The sequence below is a fragment of the Bradyrhizobium acaciae genome (genome assembly GCF_020889785.1).
Taxonomy (GTDB): domain Bacteria; phylum Pseudomonadota; class Alphaproteobacteria; order Rhizobiales; family Xanthobacteraceae; genus Bradyrhizobium; species Bradyrhizobium acaciae.
Genome location: NZ_JACMYK010000152.1, coordinates 1 through 16,772, shown reverse-complemented (window position 1 = coordinate 16,772; position 16,772 = coordinate 1). Strand labels below are relative to the sequence as shown.

The window sequence follows — 16,772 nt, the reverse complement described above, 5'->3', positions numbered from 1 at the left end:
AAAGCCACAACGAGACTGGAAGGGCTCCCTCCCCCCTTGCGGGGGAGGGTTGGGGAGAGGGGTGCCGCTTGCTCCGAGGCCAGATGCAACGTCGCGCTGATCGGCTCGTTAGGCACGATCTCACCTGACGTCGTTCTTCGGAGTATGCGGCTTACCCCTCTCCCCACCCTCCCCCGCAAGGGGGGAGGGAGCCTGAGAGACGTGCTCACCTCACTTGCGGGTGCCCGTGCGTCGCTGACGTTCGCCATGCGCGCCTCACCCCTTCGCCATCGCGCGATAGTCGAGGCGGCGGTGGAACCAGTATTGGTAACCCGAGATGTTCTTCTGCATCGCGACGTTGACGAACGGCTGATAGAGCGGGATGCGCGGGATGTCGGCGTAGGCGAGATCGACGAAGCCCTTGACGTCGGCCTCGTAGGCGGCGGTGTCGCCGTTGGCGGCGGCGATGCGCGCGCCGTCGATGAGCTTGTCCATCTCCGGCGACTTGTAGCTCATCGTGTTGAAGATCGAATTGTTGCCGTGATAGCACCAGTAGAAGAAGTACTCGGGGTAATCGAGCCAGCCCGAGAACACGTTGGTGAACAGCGGCATTTCCTTCTTGGTGAGCTCGGTGCGCCAATTGGCGCCGGGCACCTTGTTGATGGTGGTCTTGATGCCGAGTTGCGCCAGGCTCTCCTGCACCAGCACGCAGAGCGGCTCGTTAACCCCGGCGAAATTCAGGTCGAACGAGATCGTGGTCTCGAAGCCATTGGCGTAGCCGGCTTCAGCGAGCAGCGCCTTGGCTTTCTCCATGTCGGTGAAATATTTGGTCGGCTGCGGCCAGGCGACCTCGGTCGGCTTGTCCTTCGGTGCGCCGAACATCGGATTGGCGAGACCGAACAGCACCGCATCCATGATCTTCTGATACGGCATCGCGTAGGCCATCGCCTGCCGCACCTTGGGATTGTCGAACGGCGGCTTGGTCACGTTCATGCCGATATACTGGATGCCGTTGGAGAACGGCAGCGAGACCACGTTGAGCTTGCCGCTCGCCTTCATCTCCTGGAAATCCTTGAACGGCAGCTCGTAGGAGATGTCGGCATCACCGCGCTCGAGCAGCGCACGGCGGTTGCCGGCCTGCGGCACCATGCGCCAGATCACCCGCTTGATCTTCGGCATCGGGCCGCAGACCCAGTCGTCGTTGCGCTCCATGACGACCTCGGTGCCCGCGGTCCATTTGGTCACCTTGTAGGCGCCGGAGCCCGCGGTCTGCTGCTTGGTGAATTCGAGGCCCCACGGATCCTTCTCGCTGGCGTTCTTCTTCACGAGTTCGGAGTTGACGACGCAGGGCACGATGACCGCGAGGTCGGGGATCGTGAGCTTGTCTTTCCTGAGGAAGTCGACGCGCACCGTATGGTCGTCGACGACGACGAACTGCTCGGGCTTGGTCAGCGAGCCCGCGCTCATCTGGAAGGTCGGGAAGCCGCCGACACTGACGGCGCGGTCGAGCGACCATTTGACGTCCTTTGCCGTCACCGGCGTGCCGTCGTGGAATTTGGCATTCTTGCGCAGCTTGAAGGTCACCGACATGTCGCCGATGTTGAAGTCCTCGGCGAGCTCGGGCTTGAACTTGTCGCGGTCGTAATAGGGCACGCCGCCCGGACCGCTCTTCATCTCGTGGCTGATCAGCCGGTCGTAGCAATTCCACGACACCTCATAGCCGGGCACGTTCGTGCCGACGCCGTGGATGTCGAGATTGTTGGGACCGCCTTCGGAGACGATCAGCAGCGTCTCTGAGCGCGCGTCGGCCTTGGCCGGCGACCAGATCGCCGGCGCGGTCGGGGCTAGGGCGCCCGCTGCCAGTCCGGACACCGATTTGAGGAAATCGCGACGCTTCATGTGATGCTCCAACGCCCTTGAGGAACGGGCCCCGGAACTCAGATCGCAAGGATTGTGCCAACCCTTAACGAAAGCTTATGAGGATCTAACCAGCTGTAGAGACAGAGGAAATCGGCAAAGGCATCTTGACCTGACGCCGTCTGCGTTGCCCGCGATTGCATACAAAGGACAGCTCATTGCTTAATCAATGAGCAGAGCGCGGAGGCTGCTCGCTTTCTGGCTGACGACCGAACCAAACAGCTAGTCCGGCCAGATCAGCTCCTGCAACTGCACGAAATCATCGACCTGGTCCGGCCAGCCCGCGATGCAGATGTGCCGGAGCGGATCGCTGGCCGAGTGCAGCATCATCAGCGCCATCAGCCGCCGCTTCAGCGTGAACGTTACCTCGCTGCGCGCGATGCCGAAGCCGTCGAACAGGCTGCGCACAAGCCGCGGATGCCCGGCGGCCATGAACGCGCTCGGCCCGAGCAGATCGTATTCGCCCGATCCGGTCCGGACGTCGCCGAAGTCGAACAGGCCGGCGACGTGCCAGCCGTCGGCCCGGCGCCCGAGCAGGAAATTCTCCGGGATGTATTCGCCGGTCAGGATCACGGGCGGCGCGTCCATCGGGATCAATTCGGCGGCGTCGGCCAAGAGATCGTCGAGCGAGGTGAGGAATTTCACCGGCAGGCCGAGCCGCTCGTGCCGCGCCCGGCACTGCGCGATCTGGGTGCGCATGAAGGCCTCCCAAGGCTGCCCGATTGTAAGCAGGCTGCCGGGCGGCACGCGCTGCACCTCGGCGATCACGGCGCCGATCTCGCCGAGCACGCGCTCCCGCTCGGCTTCCGACAGCGATGGCCACACCTCGGAGCCGACGGTGCCGGCGAGGTGCGTGAGGACGAGATACGGCCAGCCGTCGCGCTCACCTTCCGCGATGAGGTCGGGGATCGGAATGCCGAGCCGACCGCGCAGCTCGGCGAGCGAACCGCGTTCGGAGATGAATTGCGGGCGCAGGAACGGCGGAAACAGTTTCAGGATCAATTTGTCATCGAGCCCGGCGACGAGATTGGTGCCGGTCGCAAACACATGCGGCGTGCCCCACGACAGCCCGTGGCCATCGGCAATCTCGCGCGCGACCGGCAGCCAGCGCGACGTGTCGCTGCGCCAGGCGCGGTAGGTGTCGTAGTCGGCGATGGGTGGAAGGTGCATTTTCAGCCGGCATTCTGAGGGGATGCAATCACAGCGCAATCTCTCCCCTCGTCGTCCCGGCGAAGGCCGGGACCCATAACCACAGGGTTGAGTTTTTGAAAAAGTCGTGGCCCCAGCGCCGCGCAACAACGGCCTTCGGTGGTTATGGGTCCCGGCTTTCGCCGGGACGACATCGAGTATGTTGCACCATCGCGAGTCATATATTCACAGTCTCTCGGAGAAGCGTTTGAGCGCCTGGATGCCCCCTCACCGATCCGGATTGGCGCGCTCGAACTGGCGCAGCAGGCGGTCGCCGCGCTCGACGGCGTTGTCCATCGCGGCCTGCGCCGAACGCTTGCCTGAAAACACCTGCTCGAGTTCCTCCTCGATCACGTCGCGGATCAGCACGAACGAGCCGAGGCGGACCCCCCTGGACTTGTCGGTCGGCGGCTTCAGTGTGACCTCCTCGATCGAGATCGAGGCGCCGGGATTGCGATCGTAGAAGCCCTGCGTGCGGCTGAGATCGAACGCGGCGCGGGTGATCGGCAGATAGCCCGTGTTCTGGTGCCAGGCCGCCTGCACCTCCGGCCGCGACAGATAGGCGAAGAATTTTGCCACCCCGACATATTCGGCGCGCGGCCGGTCGCGCAGCACCCAGAGCGTGGCGCCGCCGATGATCGAATTTTGCGGCGCGCCCTGCACGTCGGGATCGTACGGCATCATGCCGTAGCCGACCTCGAACTTGGAATTGGCCTTGATGTCAGCGCGGGTGCCCGACGAACCGATGAAGATGCCGCACTCGCCCTTCTGGAAGCGCGGCTCGGCCGCCTGCCCACGCCCGCTGTAGTCGAACGACTTGTCGGCCTGCCACTGCGCGAGCTGCGCGATGTGACGAACCACGATCGGGTTGTTGAAGACCAGCTGCGCGTCGAGCCCGGCAAAGCCGTTGGCCCTGGTCGCGATCGGCAGATTGTGGAAGGCGGAAAAGTTCTCGACATTGATCCAGGACGGCCATGACGTGGTGAAACCGCACATCGCGCCGGCCGCGCGCAGCCGTTTCGCCATCGTGCCGAGCTCCGGCCAGGTCTTCGGCGGCTGGCTCGGATCGAGCCCGGCGGAGCGAAACATATCCTTGTTGTAGTACAGGATCGGCGTCGAGGCGTTGAACGGGAACGACAGCATGTTGCCGTCGACATCGGCATAATAGCCGGCCACCGCGGGCAGATAGGCCTGTGGCGCGAACGCCGCCGATTGATCGCGCATCAGCTCGTACACCGGATAGATCGCACCGCGCGCTGCCATCATGGTTGCGGTGGCAATCTCGTTGACCTGAACGATCGCCGGCTGGCTGCGCGAACGGAAGGCGAAGATCGCCGCGGTAACGGTCTCGGTGTAGTTGCCCTTGTAGGCGGGCACGATCCGGTAATCGGATTGCGCGGCGTTGAAATCGGCGGCGAGCTTCTCGAGCTGCTTGCCGAGCTCGCCCGACATCGCGTGCCACCACATGATCTCGGTCGCAGCTTGCGCGGGCGCCACGAGCACGATGGCCGCCACGACGAGGTGCAGCAGCTTATAGGCGAGCTTAAAGGCGAGCTTCACAACGAGCCGTTCCCGGATGCCGACATGCCGTCATAAGGTGCCACAACCGCAGATTCAATCGACACCGCAGGTTGCAGCGCGGATTTAACGTTTTCGCCGATGGCGAAACAGCCCCATTCTGCTAAAAAGCGTTGAACCTTTTCCTCCCGCCCTGGACACACATCACAAGGGGAATTGTAGCCTGTGTACCGCCGCGCCGGCCTTTCGCGGACCATCACGCTTGCCGTCGCGCTGTGCACAGCGATCTCGGCAAGCGCATTTGCGCGCGAGTTCCGCACAGCCGATACCCAGAACGAGGACTATCCGACCGTCCAGGCGCTGAATTACATGGACCGCCTGATCACCGAGCGCACCGGCGGCCGGCACCGCATCGTGGTCTTCCACTCCCGCCAGCTCGGCGAGGAAAAGGAGACGCTGGAGCAGACCCGGGCCGGCGCGATCGATCTGAACCGGACCAACGTCGCGCTGATCGGAACCATGGTGCCGTCCGTGAACGTGCTGGCGATGCCGTTCCTGTTTCGATCGCCTGAGCATCTGCAGCACGTGCTCGACGGACCGATCGGCAGCGAGATCCTGAACAGTTTCGAGGCCCACGGCTTCGTCGGACTGGCTTTCTACGATTCCGGCGCCCGCTCGATCTACAACAGCGTCCGTCCGGTGCGCTCGCTCGACGACCTCAAGGGGCTGCGGCTGCGCGTGCAGCAATCGGCGCAGATGTCGGACATGATCCGCGCGCTCGGCGCTGACCCGATCGAGATGCCCTACGGCCAGGTGCTGACCGGCCTCGCCAACCGGCTGATCGACGGCGCGGAGAACAACTGGCCGTCATTCGTCACCACCGGTCACTACAAATATGCCGGCTACTACACCTTGACCCAACATACCGTGAGCCCGGAAGTGCTGGTGATGTCGCAAAAGGCCTGGTCGAGCCTCACGCCGGAGGACCAGGCGATCTTCCGCGAGGCCGCGCAAGGCTCGAGCATCTACATGCGCGAGAAGTGGCGCGAGCTCGAGGAGCGCTCGCGCAAGCAGGCGGAGCTGGCAGGCGTCAAGATCGCGACCGACATCGACCGCAGGCCGTTCGAAGCGGCGATGGCCGGCATCTACGCCAGGGCCGAGCGCGATCCCGCGACGGCTGCGTTGATCGAACGCATCCGCAACATGGAGTAACCGTAGCTTGGCCGCACCCCAACAGCACGGGAAGATGCGACGGCCGGCGGCCTTCGGGCCGCAGGGCCGTTTCCGCATCGTCCAGTTGCTGCGCGCGGTACCGATCCGCTGGCGCATCCTTTCGATCGCGCTGCTCAATTCCGCGGTCGTGATCGTGCTGGCGGTGCTGATCTGGAACGGCTCGAAGGTGCTCGGCTCGGCCTGGGACGATGTCCGCCAGGTGCGGGAATCCGACAAGATCCTGGCCAAGCTCGAAAGCGAGACCAGCCGTCTGCAGAACCTGATTCATCGCTACATCAATCAGCCGAGCCCGGACCTGTTCGCGGAAATCCTGCTGCTGCGCGAGGCCGTGCTCGGCACGCTGACCAACCGGGCCTCGACCGATCCGATGCTGTCGGGCTCGGTCGAGCAGCTCGAACGCGTCACCAGCCGTTTCCTCGACGGCTTCGGCGAATTGCGCACGGTGCAGACCAAGATTTCCAAGACCTACGACGAACAGGTGCTGGGCCCGACCAAGGACATGGCCGGGCTCTACTCGATCATCGAGGGCGCCACCGGCCATCGCGATGCGCTGATCTGGCCGGCGCTCGGCAAATCGCGCGAAGCGTTCACCTCGCTGCTGGTCGCCGCCAACGCCTACTACCTCTCGCTCGACTCGTCGTCGGCCGAGGAAGCCCGCCGCAACATCGATACGATCGAGAAGACGATCCCGGTCATGACCGACATGGCCGAGAACGATCTGCAGCGCATGGCGCTGGCGCGGCTCAAGGTCAAGACCGCCGAGCTGCGCGACGGGCTCGGCAAGCTCAGCGAACAGCTCACCAACCGCACCGATCTGCTGCGCAACTCGATCGACGCCAGCCAGGCGGATGCGATCGGCGCGATCGACGACCTCTCGGTGAAGATGCGCCAGCGCGAGCAGAAGGCGCAGGAGACGTTCGACAGGACGCTGACCTCGATCTCGCGCCGGGTGCTGTCGATCGCCGTGATCTTCCTCGGCGTCATCATGTCGGCCGGCGTCATGATCGCGCTCTCGATCCGGCTGCCGCTGGCGCAGATCATGGCCGCGATGCGCACCATCACCTCGGGCGATCTCGACCGGCCGGTGCAGGGCACGTCGGCCAAGGACGAGGTCGGCGCCATGGCGCGCGCGGTCGAGGTGTTCCGCGAGAACGCGATCGCCAAGCGCAAGACCGAGGACGAGCTGCGCACCGCCAAGGAGAAGGCCGAGAGCGCGCTGCTCGAGCTCAACGCCGCGCAGCAGAACCTGATCGATGCCGAGCGCCTCGCCGCACTCGGCGGCCTGGTCGCCGGCGTCGCGCACGAGGTCAACAATCCGATCGGCATCAGCCTGACGGTGGCGTCGAGCTTCGCCCGCCGCAGCGAGATCTTCGAGAGCGACCTCCGGACCGAGCCGCTGCGCCGTTCCAAGCTCGATGAATTCGTGCGCGCCTCGCGTGACGCATCGCAACAACTGGTCGCGAACCTGCAGCGCGCCGGTGAGCTGATCCAGTCGTTCAAGCAGGTCGCGGTCGATCGCTCGCATGCCGAGCGCCGCCAGTTTGCCTTGAGCGAAGCGACCGACCAGATCGTGGCGAGTCTGCGGCCGGTGCTGAAGAAGGCCGCGATCGCGCTGTCCGTCGACGTCCCCGACGGGCTCTTGATCGACGGTTATCCCGGCGCCTATGGGCAGATCTTAACCAATCTTTTCCTCAACGCCGTCAATCATGCCTTCGCCGATGGCCGCTCCGGCAACATCACGATCTCGGCGCGCGGGCGCGGCGCTGACGATGTCGAGATCATCTTTGCCGATGACGGGGCTGGCATGACGCCGGACGTGCAGCGACAGGCGTTCGACCCGTTCTTTACGACGCGCCGCAACGAAGGTGGTACGGGCCTCGGCCTCCACATCGTCTATAACCTCGTCACCCAGCAGCTCGGCGGACGCATGATGCTGGAGTCAAGGGTAGGACAAGGCACGACTTTTCGCATTATCATGCCCAGGATCGCCAAGGGGGCAGCCAAGGGCGAGCCCACGATCACTGACGCAGCAGCCGACGGAACCAGTCAATGGCCGAACAGGACGATGTCCTCCAACTGATCGACGACACCGAGAGCCCCCCGGAGGACTCGTCGGCCCGGAAATGGAAGATCGCCGTGATCGACGACGATCACGCCGTCCATGAAGGCACCCGCTTCGCGCTCAGCGACTACAATCTGAACGGTGCGACGCTGGAGATCCTCTCGGCCTACTCCGCGGCAGAAGGCCGCACGCTGATGCGGGACAACCCCGACATCGCCGCCGTGCTGCTCGACGTCATCATGGAGACCGACGTCGCCGGCCTCGAGCTCGTCGAGTACATCCGCAACGAGATCAGGAACGAGACCGTCCGCATCATCCTGCGCACCGGCCAGCCCGGCCAGGCGCCGGAACGACGCGTCATCGTGCAGTACGACATCAACGACTACAAGGCGAAGACCGAGCTCACCGCCGACAAGCTGTTCACCTCGCTGACCGCGGCGCTGCGCAGCTACCAGCAGCTCGAGCGCATGGTGCAGACGCGGCGCGGGCTCGAGATCATCATCGACGCGGCCTCGACATTGTACGACTTCAAGTCGATGCAGCGGCTGGCCGAGGGGGTGCTGACCCAGCTTGCCTCGCTGCTCAATGTCGACTGCGCCGGCATCCTGGTGCTGCGCGACGACGGCAACGGCAACGCCGCCGCCGATTTCTCGGTGCTGGCCTGCTCGGGCTGCTACAGCCGCTTCATCGGCACCACCTCGTCGAAGGCGCTCGATCCCGATCTGCGGCACATGGTGGAGGCCGCCTTCCAGGCCCGCAAGAACGAATTCGCCGACCACCGCAGCGTGCTCTATTCGCGCACCGGCAGCGGCCGCGAGGTGGTGGTGCTGCTGCAGGCCGAGCGCCAGCTCTCCGACACCGACCGTGCGCTGGTCGAGATCTTCTCGAGCCGGCTGTCGATCGCGTTCGACAATGTGATCCTCTACCAGCAGCTGCACGAGGCCAACACCCAGCTCGAGGACCGCGTCGCGCAGCGCACCCGCGCGCTGAGCCAGGCCAACCGGCGGCTGTCGGCGCAATGGCTGCGGCTGCAGCGCGCCAACGGCTTCAAGAACGAAATCCTCGGCACCGTCGCCCACGATCTGAAGAATCCGCTCGGCGTGATCCTCGGCCGCACCGAGATGCTGACCGAGCTGATCGGCGTCGGCTCGCCGAAGGAAAACGTTACGGCCCAGGTCGAGCACATCCGGGACGCGACCAAGCGGCTGACGTCGATGGTCGACCATCTGATCTCGGATGCGATGGCCGATGCTTTCGACATCACCATTCGCCGCGAGCCGGTCGATATCGCGGCCCTCGTCAACGAGGTCACCGAGGCCAATTTGCCCTCGGCCGTCAACAAGCAGCAGAGCATATCGGTCTCGGGGCCGCAGCATTTCGTCACGATGTGCGACGCCGACCGGATCCGCGAGGCGATCGACAATCTGGTCAGCAATGCCATCAAATATTCGCCGATCGGCGGCAAGATCACGGTCACCGTCAGCCACGAGGGCGACGACACGGTGATCCGGATCGCCGACCAGGGCCCCGGCCTCAGCCCCGAGGACCTCGGCCGGCTGTTCGGCCGGTTCCAGCGGCTGTCGGCCAAGCCGACCGCGGGCGAGAGCTCGACCGGCCTCGGCCTTTCCATCGTCAAGCGCATCATCGACATGCATGGCGGCCATGTGACCGCACAGAGCCCGGGCCCCGGACAGGGGTCGACCTTTACGGTTACACTGCCGGCGACAGACACATGAACCAGAACCCGCATATCTTCATCGTCGACGACGAGGCCCCGGCCCGCGAGATGGTCGGCGATTACCTCAAGATGCACGGCTTCGGCGTGACGCTGTGCGACGGCGGCAAGAGCCTGCGCAAGGAGATCGAGAGCAGCACGCCCGATCTCGTCGTGCTCGACCTCAACATGCCCGAGGAAGACGGGCTGTCGATCATTCGCGACCTCAAGAGCAAGATCAACGTCCCCGTCATCATGCTGACAGCTACCGCCAGCCCGATCGACCGTGTGGTGGGGCTCGAGATCGGCGCCGACGACTACGTCGCAAAACCCTGCGAATTGCGCGAGCTGATGGCGCGCATCCGCTCGGTGCTGCGGCGGAGCGGTCCGGCCAAATCAGCCGCGCCGGAACCGGCTGGCAGCAAGGCCGAAAAGGAGCAGCTGGTGCGGTTCGGCACCAAATGGCTCGATCTCGAGGCCCAGGCGCTGCGCGACGACGAAGGCAACGAGCACCCGCTGACCGCCTCCGAATTCGGCCTGCTGAAGGTGTTCGCGGCCAACCCGAAGCGCGTGCTGTCGCGCGAGCGGCTCCTGGAACTCGCCAATGCGCGCGACGCCGAAGCCTTCGACCGCGCCGTCGACCTGCGCATCATGCGCATCCGCCGCAAGATCGAATTCGATCCGACCAAACCGTCGGTGATCCGGACCATCCGCGGCGGCGGCTATTTGTTCTCGCCGACCGGGGACAAGGCTTAGCTTTCTCGGCTTCGTCCCGAATTTGATCGTCGTCCCGGCGAAGGCCGGGACCCATACGCTGCGGCAGTCGGGAGAGGCAAGCGGCTCGACGCGTCTTCTGACAACCCCCTCTTGTGGTTATGGGTCCCGGCTTTCGCCGGGACGACGATTTGGTTGTGTGGCAAGAGCGGATTCAGCGACACAGAGGCTGTCAATCCGCGCAAAAATCCCTAAGTTTCGGCCATGCCGAAAACAGCCTCCAAAGACCCCGCCAAGCCAGCTCCGAAGACCACCGCCGAGCCCGTCGCCGCCAAGCCCGTTGCCAACAGGCCCGCGGCGAAGGGCGACCATATTTTCCTGGTCGATGGTTCGGGCTACATCTTCCGCGCCTATCACGCGCTGCCGCCGCTGAACCGCAAGTCCGACGGGCTGCAGGTCAACGCCGTGCTCGGCTTCTGCAACATGCTGTGGAAGCTGCTGCGCGACATGCCGGACGACAACCGCCCGACGCATCTGGCGATCGTGTTCGACAAATCCGAGATCACGTTCCGCAACAAGCTCTATCCCGACTACAAGGCGCACCGGCCGCCGGCGCCCGACGATTTGATCCCGCAATTCGCGCTGATCCGCGAGGCGGTGCGTGCATTTGACCTGCCCTGCCTCGAGCAGGTCGGCTTCGAAGCCGACGATCTGATCGCGACCTATGCGCGGCTCGCCACCGAGCGCGGCGCCACCACGACGATCGTTTCCTCCGACAAGGACCTGATGCAGCTCGTCACCGACAAGGTGCTGATGTACGACACCATGAAGGATCGCCGCATCGGCCGCGACGAGGTGATCGAAAAATTCGGCGTGCCGCCGGAGAAGGTGGTCGAGGTGCAGGCGCTGGCGGGCGATTCCACCGACAACGTGCCGGGCGTGCCCGGCATCGGCGTCAAGACCGCGGCCCAGCTCATCATCGAATATGGCGATCTCGACCAGCTCTTGTTCCGCGCCACCGAGATCAAGCAGCCGAAGCGGCGCGAGGCGCTGCTCGAGAATGCCGAGAAGGCGCGGATCTCGCGCCAGCTCGTGCTGCTCGACGACAAGGTCGATCTCGACGTGCCGCTCGACGACCTCGCCGTGCACGAGCCCGATGCACGCAAGCTGATCGCCTTCCTCAAGGCGATGGAGTTCACCACCCTCACCCGCCGCGTCGCCGACTATGCGCAAATCGACCCGGCCAATGTCGACGCCGATCCCGGCAACAAGAGCGGCGCCAGCGTGTTCTCGCCGCTGCCGCCGTCGGATGTGACGCCGACGCCCGGCGATGCACCAGCATCGGCCGCAGCACCGGCGGCGAAAGCCAAGCCGACCGGCGCGCGCGACGACAAGAACTCCAATCGGAGAGGCACGCCGGCCACGCTGGCCGAGTCCCGCGGTGAAGCGATCCGCAAGACCGGCTTCGATCGCAAGGCGTATCAGGCGATCAGCAGTGTCGAACAGCTCAACGCCCTGCTCGCGCGTGCACACGACACCGGTTATCTCGCGATCGAGGCGATGTCGGAATCGATCGACCCGATGCAGGCCGAGCTGGCCGGACTGGCGCTGGCCGTGGCCCCCAACGATGCCGCCTATATCCCGCTCGGCCACCGTGAGCCCGGCGGCGGCGCGGGCCTGTTCGATGCCGGCCTCGCACCCGGCCAGCTCAAGACCGCCGATGCGCTGAAGGCGCTGAAGCCGCTGCTGGAGTCCACAGGCATCCAGAAGGTCGGCTTCAACGTCAAGTTCACCTCGGTGATGCTGGCGCAGCACGGCGTCACGCTGCGCAACATCGACGATGCGCAGCTGATGTCGTATGCGCTCGATGCCGGCCGCGGCTCGCACGCGCTGGAGCAGCTCGCGGAGCGCTGGTTCGGCCATGCCGTCGTCAATTACGGCGGCCTCGTCGGCAGCGGCAAGGGCAAGCTGACCTTCGACCAGGTCACGATCGACAAGGCGACCGAATATGCGGCGGAAAGCGCCGATGTCATCCTGCGGCTGTGGCGGGTGCTGAAGCCGCGCCTCGTCGCCGAGCGGATGACGACGGTCTACGAGACGCTGGAACGGCCGCTGGTGTCGGTGCTGGCGCGGATGGAGCGCCGCGGCATCTCGATCGACCGCCAGGTGCTGTCGCGCCTCTCGGGCGATTTCGCCCAGACCGCGGCGCGGGTCGAGGCCGAGATCCAGGAGATCGCCGGCGAGCCGGTCAATGTCGGCAGCCCGAAGCAGATCGGCGACATCATCTTCGGCAAGATGGGATTGCCCGGCGGTACCAAGACCAAGACCGGCGCGTGGTCGACCACCGCGCAGGTGCTCGACGAGCTCGCCGAGCAAGGCCACGAATTCCCGAAGAAGATCCTGGAGTGGCGTCAGGTCTCGAAGCTGAAATCGACCTACACCGACGCGTTGCCGACCTACGTCAACCCGCAGACCCACCGCGTCCACACCACCTACGCGCTGGCCGCGACCACGACGGGCCGGCTGTCGTCGAACGAGCCGAACTTGCAGAACATCCCGGTTCGCACCGAGGACGGCCGCAAGATCCGCCGCGCCTTCATCGCAACGCCCGGCCACAAGCTCGTGTCGGCCGATTACTCGCAGATCGAATTGCGGCTGCTCGCGGAGATCGCCGATGTGCCGGTGCTGCAACAGGCATTCCGCGACGGGCTCGACATTCACGCCATGACCGCCTCCGAAATGTTCGGCGTGCCGATCAAGGATATGCCGAGCGAAGTGCGGCGCCGCGCCAAGGCGATCAACTTCGGCATCATCTACGGCATCTCCGCGTTCGGCCTCGCCAACCAGCTCGGCATCGCGCGCGAGGAAGCCTCGGCCTACATCAAGAAATACTTCGAGCGCTTCCCCGGCATTCGCGCCTATATGGACGAGACCAAGGACTCCTGCCGCCGCAACGGCTATGTGACGACCCTGTTCGGCCGTAAGATGTACTACCCCGACATCAAGGCCTCCAACGCCTCGGTGCGCGCCTTCAACGAACGCGCCGCGATCAACGCCCGCTTGCAGGGCACCGCCGCCGACATCATCCGCCGCGCCATGATCCGGGTCGAGGACGCGCTTGCCGAGAAGAAGCTCTCGGCGCAGATGCTGTTGCAGGTGCATGACGAGCTGATCTTCGAGGTGCCCGACGGCGAAGTCGCGGCGACGCTGCCGGTCGTGCAGAAGGTGATGCAGGACGCCCCGTTCCCCGCGGTGATCCTGTCGCTGCCGCTCCAGGTCGATGCCCGCGCCGCGAATAATTGGGACGAGGCGCATTAGACTCTCAAGAGCGGGCTCGCGGACAGTGGCTGCTCGTTGGTGAAGTAACGCTATCGCTGCATATGCGGCTCCGCTCCAAGTAAGGTGAGCACCGGCAGACGGGCTCCCTCCCCCCTTGCGGGGGAGGGTGGGGAGAGGGGTATCACTCGGCGTGCTCTCAAGATGAGCTTCGATGACGCACGGTTCGATATTGCGCGAGCGCGCGTCCATTGAACGTCTCGCCCGGGGTACCCCTCTCCCCACCCTCTCCCGCAAGGGGAGAGGGAGCCTGACCGGTGTGCTCACCTTACTTGCCGTGCGCGATCAGCCGTTCCGGCTGAAACTCTTGCACCGCCACCACGGCCACATTGCTCCGAGAGCAATTCCACCATGGCCGCGCCTTGGATCACACGCTAGAACTGCGTGCATCCCCTCGCGAGACCCATCATGCCCCACACATCCGCGTTGCTCGGCTTTGCGCTCGTCTGCCTCGGCATGGTGCTGACGCCCGGGCCGAACATGATGTACCTGATCTCGCGCTCGATCACGCAAGGGCCGGCGGCCGGCATCGTCTCGCTCGGCGGCGTCGCGCTCGGCTTCGTGTTCTACATGCTGTGCGCGGCGTTCGGCATCACCGCGCTGCTGTTTGCAATTCCCTACGCCTATGACGCGCTGCGCTTTGCCGGCGCGGGTTATCTGCTGTGGCTGGCGTGGCAGGCGCTCAAGCCCGGCGGCCGCTCGCCGTTCCAGGTCAAGGCGCTCAAGGTCGACGGCCCGCGCAAATTGTTCGCGATGGGCTTTCTCACCAATCTGCTCAACCCGAAGATCGCGATGCTCTATCTGGCGCTGCTGCCGCAGTTCATCGATCCCACAGGCGGCAGCGTACTGACGCAGTCGCTCGCGCTCGGCTCGATCCAGATCGTGATCAGCGTCAGCGTCAATGCGATGATCGCACTCGCCGCCGGCTCGATCGCGGTGTTCCTCGGCACCCGCCCGACCTGGCTGCTGGTGCAGCGCTGGCTGATGGGCACGGTACTCGCAGGACTTGCGATGAAGATGGCGCTCGAGGCGAGGAAGGCCTAAGCCCGATCGTCATGCGCGGGCTCGACCCGCGCATCCATCGCCTGCGCAAGCAGGCGCTAAGACTCCCTAAAGCGCGATGAGATTGGGTTGAATCGTCATCGCGCTTTAGCTCCTTGTTTGAGCATGATCTTTTCGGAAAACCGCTTCACACTTTTCCGGATCATGCTCTAGCGAAGGGGATGGATTGCCGGGTCAAGCCCGGCAATGACACATCTCTTCAATCCAGCTTCGCTTCCATCCCGCGCTTGGTCGCGGGGCGGGCCATCAGCGTCTCGTACCAGCGCTTGACGTTGGGGAAGTCGGCGAGATCGACCTTGTGGCGCGGATGGCGCCAGGCCCAGCCGAGGATGGCGAAATCGGCGACCGAGAGATCGCCGGCGACGAAATCGCGGTCGGCAAGCCTGCGGTCCAGCACGCCATAGAGCCGCCGCGTCTCGGCCATGTAGCGCTTCAGGCCGTAGGCGCGGTCCTGCTCGTTTTCCAGCGCGATGAAATGGTGCACCTGCCCGGGCATCGGGCCGAAACCGCCCATCTGCCACATCAGCCACTCATAGACCGGGATCCGCTCCGCCAGCGGTTTCGGCAGGAACTTGCCGGTCTTCTCGCCGAGATAGAGCAGGATCGCGCCGGACTCGAAAATGCTGACCGGCTTGCCGCCGGGGCCCTCGGGATCGACGATCGCCGGGATCTTGTTGTTCGGGCTGATCGCGAGGAAGGCGGGCGCCATCTGCTCGCCCTTGCCGATATTTACCGGGATCACCTTGTAGGGCAGCCCCATTTCCTCGAGCGCGACCGAAATCTTGCGGCCATTGGGCGTGTTCCAGGTGTGCAGCTCGATGGTCATTTCCGCTTCCCGTGCAAGTGTTTGGCCGAGTGTTTGGCCGAGTGTTTGGCCGAGCGTTTGGCGCCTGATTACGGGGAATGGAACGGCCGCACAACCGCGCTTTCCGCACACGGCTGCGCCGAAAATGGCGGCGCGGGCACTGTTGACGGCGGGATATACCCGCTGGAATGTGCCGGTGACCGCCGATAGATTGCCGGCCGCCTGAGACCCCAAGAAATCCCAACACCCTCCAAGGGAAAAAGCCTTGTCCAAATCAGCCTCCCGCGCCCGCCTCGCCGAGATCATCCGCAAGCGTTCGTTCGGCCGCGGCGAGATCACGTTGGCGTCGGGCCGCAAGAGCGACTTCTATTTCAACCTGAAGCCGACCATGCTCGATCCCGAAGGCGCTGCATTGCTCGCCGAGCTGACCTATGAAGCGCTGAAGGACGACAAGCTCGATCTCGTCGGCGGGCTCGAGATGGGCGCGGTGCCGCTCGCCGGCGCCATCGCACAGCTCTCCTGGCTGAAGGGTCACCCGATCGCCGCGTTCTTTGTGCGCAAGAAGCCGAAGGAGCACGGCGCACGGCTTTCGGTCGAAGGTCTCGCCAAGGGCGAGACGCTGGTGGGCAAGCGGATCGTGATCGTCGAGGACGTCACCACGACAGGCGGCTCGGCACTGAAGGCGGCGGAGGCCGTGCGCGAGGCCGGCGGCGAGATCGCGCTGGTCTTCACCATGGTCGACCGCGAGGAAGGCGCGACCGAGACATTTACCGAGGCCGGCTTGCCGTTCCGCGCGCTGTACAAGGCCAGCGAGTTCCTGAAGGACTGACGGTCTCACCTCGCCCCGCTTGCGGGGAGAGGCATAGGCCGCCTGCGGCGGCCATATCTCAAGGACGCCGAAGCAAAGCTTCGGCTATGTCGCATCGTAACATGCGATCCGGGTGAGGGGGTACAGGTCTAACCTCGTTTGCAATTCGCGGGATGCAGCCCCTCACCCCGACCCTCTCCCCGCAAGAGCGGGGCGAGGGAGAAGAGGGGTTCGCGCAACCCCGCCTTCTTCTTGTGACGCCGTCACGCCCGATCAATCGCTCGTTTACCATCCCACCCTATGGTGAATCCGCCGGGGCACCTTGTCGCCGCGGCGCGTCGGGTGGAGTTGGCGTTGCGTACAGAGTTGAGTGATCGGCGCATGCGGCGCCGCGTGATCCTTGCCGCCGCAGCCGTTGCGGGTTCCGTCCTGGTCG

Annotated in this window: 11 protein-coding genes; 7 read left to right on the top strand and 4 right to left on the bottom strand. The window is 64.8% G+C overall.

The features are described from left to right. Nucleotides 1-255: 255 nt before the first annotated feature. The 3 genes from H8A92_RS34340 to ugpB form a co-directional block, all read right to left on the bottom strand. Nucleotides 256-1,878 (bottom strand): ABC transporter substrate-binding protein, encoded by a 1,623-nt coding sequence (locus tag H8A92_RS34340; RefSeq protein ID WP_229199788.1) that lies wholly within the window; start codon nucleotides 1,876-1,878, stop codon nucleotides 256-258. A 240-nt stretch (nucleotides 1,879-2,118) separates the two neighbouring features. After that, nucleotides 2,119-3,066: an aminoglycoside phosphotransferase family protein gene (locus tag H8A92_RS34335; protein ID WP_229199787.1), complete on the bottom strand. Its 948-nt coding sequence runs from the start codon at nucleotides 3,064-3,066 to the stop codon at nucleotides 2,119-2,121. 246 nt (nucleotides 3,067-3,312) lie between these two features. Next, the gene (gene ugpB, locus H8A92_RS34330) at nucleotides 3,313-4,614 is read right to left on the bottom strand and encodes a sn-glycerol-3-phosphate ABC transporter substrate-binding protein UgpB (RefSeq protein WP_274613542.1); all 1,302 of its coding nucleotides are present in this window, start codon (nucleotides 4,612-4,614) and stop codon (nucleotides 3,313-3,315) included. Nucleotides 4,615-4,827: 213 nt separating this feature from the next. Here ugpB and H8A92_RS34325 point away from each other — a divergent pair, with 213 nt between their 5' ends. The 6 genes from H8A92_RS34325 to H8A92_RS34300 all read left to right on the top strand — a co-directional run bounded on the left by H8A92_RS34325 (nucleotide 4,828) and on the right by H8A92_RS34300 (nucleotide 14,705). After that, entirely contained in the window at nucleotides 4,828-5,814 is a 987-nt protein-coding gene (locus tag H8A92_RS34325; protein WP_229199786.1) for a TRAP transporter substrate-binding protein, read from the top strand. Nucleotides 5,815-5,848: 34 nt separating this feature from the next. Further along, nucleotides 5,849-7,915: a sensor histidine kinase gene (locus tag H8A92_RS34320; RefSeq protein WP_229199785.1), complete on the top strand. Its 2,067-nt coding sequence runs from the start codon at nucleotides 5,849-5,851 to the stop codon at nucleotides 7,913-7,915. Further along, nucleotides 7,885-9,633 (top strand): ATP-binding response regulator, encoded by a 1,749-nt coding sequence (locus H8A92_RS34315; protein WP_229199784.1) that lies wholly within the window; start codon nucleotides 7,885-7,887, stop codon nucleotides 9,631-9,633. The genes H8A92_RS34320 and H8A92_RS34315 overlap by 31 nt, the downstream gene beginning before the upstream one ends. After that, nucleotides 9,630-10,367, top strand: coding sequence for a response regulator (locus H8A92_RS34310; protein ID WP_229199783.1), 738 nt, complete (start codon nucleotides 9,630-9,632; stop codon nucleotides 10,365-10,367). The genes H8A92_RS34315 and H8A92_RS34310 overlap by 4 nt, the downstream gene beginning before the upstream one ends. A 222-nt stretch (nucleotides 10,368-10,589) precedes the next feature. Continuing rightward, a complete protein-coding gene (polA, locus tag H8A92_RS34305) occupies nucleotides 10,590-13,643 on the top strand; it encodes a DNA polymerase I (protein WP_229199782.1) in 3,054 nt (1,017 codons plus the stop codon). Nucleotides 13,644-14,069: 426 nt separating this feature from the next. Beyond that, nucleotides 14,070-14,705: a LysE family translocator gene (locus tag H8A92_RS34300; protein ID WP_212021431.1), complete on the top strand. Its 636-nt coding sequence runs from the start codon at nucleotides 14,070-14,072 to the stop codon at nucleotides 14,703-14,705. 217 nt (nucleotides 14,706-14,922) lie between these two features. Here H8A92_RS34300 and H8A92_RS34295 read toward each other — a convergent pair whose 3' ends face one another. Next, nucleotides 14,923-15,549 carry a glutathione S-transferase family protein gene (locus H8A92_RS34295; RefSeq protein WP_229199781.1) on the bottom strand — a complete coding sequence of 209 codons (627 nt, stop codon included), beginning with the start codon at nucleotides 15,547-15,549 and terminating at the stop codon, nucleotides 14,923-14,925. Between the two features lie 244 nt (nucleotides 15,550-15,793). Between H8A92_RS34295 and pyrE the strand changes: the two genes are divergently transcribed. Beyond that, complete coding sequence (pyrE, locus tag H8A92_RS34290; RefSeq protein ID WP_229185629.1) at nucleotides 15,794-16,357, top strand: orotate phosphoribosyltransferase; 564 nt, start codon at nucleotides 15,794-15,796, stop codon at nucleotides 16,355-16,357. Nucleotides 16,358-16,772: the final 415 nt, after the last annotated feature.